The sequence below is a fragment of the Nonomuraea sp. NPDC004186 genome, assembly GCF_053603495.1.
On record NZ_JBSGFQ010000278.1, the window covers coordinates 1 to 1,591 of the forward strand.

Sequence of the window (1,591 nt, forward strand, 5' to 3'; positions counted from 1 at the left end):
GATGGGGCTTGTCTAAGGTCCTGTCCCCGCCAGATCGAGAAGCACTTTCCACGTGAAGACTATCGCCTCCCACCACACCATCACCGCCTCCGCCGACGGCACTGGGCTGCTGTCCCATGCCGGAAGCCTGCTGCTGCTCAAGACCCTGCGCGTCACCGGCCTGGACCGGGCGCTGTCGACGCAGATGGAGCGCTGGCGGCCCGCCCGCGCGGTGCACGACCCCGGCAAGATCGTGGCCGACCTGGCCGTCGCTCTCGCTCTGGGCGGGGACTGCCTGGCTGACATCGCCCTGCTGCGCGCCCAGCCCGAGTTGTTCGGCGCGGTGGCCTCCGACCCGACCGTCTCCCGCCTGATCGACCGGCTCGCCCACGATGAGGCCAAGGCGCTCAAGGCCCTGCGCTCGGCCCGCGCCCTGGCCCGCGAGCGCGCCTGGAAGCTTGCCGGGACCGCGGCGCCGGGCAGCGATGGTGAGCTAATCCCGCTCGACCTCGACGCCACCATCGTCATCGCCCACTCCGACAAACAGCACGCGGCCCCGACCTGGAAACACACCTTCGGTTTCCACCCAATGACAGTCTTCGCCGACCACGGCCCGGGTGGCTCCGGCGAACCGCTGGCCCTCGTGCTGCGGCCGGGCAACGCCGGCTCCAACACCGCCACCGACCATATCGAGGCCACCCGGCTGGCGCTGGCCCAGCTGCCCAAGCACCGCCGGCGGCAGGTGCTGATCCGCACCGACTCCGGCGGCGGCACGCATGAGTTCCTGTCCTGGCTCACCAAACCCGGCCGCCGGCTGTCGTACTCGATCGGATTCCTCCTGACCGAGCAGGTGCAGCAGGCCGTGCTGCGCCTGCCGAAGAGTGCGTGGACGCCCGCCTACGACGCCGACCGGCAGGCGCGGCCCGGAGCCTGGGTGGCCGAGCTGACCGGCCTTCTCGACCTGACCGGCTGGCCCAAGGGCATGCGCGTCATCGCCCGCAAGGAACGTCCGCACCCCGGCGCCCAGCTGCGCTTCACCGACGTCGACGGCTGCCGCGTCACCTGCTTTGTCACCGACACCAAGCACGGCCAGCTCGCTGATCTGGAGTTGCGCCACCGCCGCCGGGCCCGTGCCGAAGACCGCATCCGCTGCGCCAAGGACACCGGCCTGGCCAACCTGCCGCTGCACCACTTCGCCTGCAACCAGATCTGGTGCGAACTCGTCGCCCTGGCCTGCGAACTCCTGGCCTGGATGCAGATGCTCGCGCTGCCCGGCACCGCCGCCCGCAGCTACGAACCCAAACGCCTGCGCCTGCGCCTGTTCGCGGTGGCCGGACGGCTGGTACGCGGTGGCCGACGCGTGCGCCTGCGCCTGGCCGCACGATGGCCCTGGGCCCACGACATCCTCACCGCACTCGCCCGCCTGCAAGCCCTGCCCGCCCCACCCTGACCAGCCACCGACCGACCCCACGACCAGGAAAGGAACGCCCGCGGGCCCGTGGAACCCCGCACACCCGGCGCGACAGCCGGGCCAGCGCGCTGACCACAGCACGCAATTCAACCCTCAGCTGGACCGCTCAGCCGACCACACCTTGATCGCGAAAGATCGAGG

1 protein-coding gene is annotated in these 1,591 nt (G+C 71.3%); it reads left to right on the plus strand.

Annotation, left to right across the window (positions count from 1 at the left end):
• Window positions 1-52: 52 nt before the first annotated feature.
• On the plus strand, window positions 53-1,429 hold the full coding sequence (locus tag ACWEPL_RS65235) for an IS1380 family transposase (protein ID WP_452443094.1): 1,377 nt from the start codon (window positions 53-55) through the stop codon (window positions 1,427-1,429).
• Window positions 1,430-1,591: the final 162 nt, after the last annotated feature.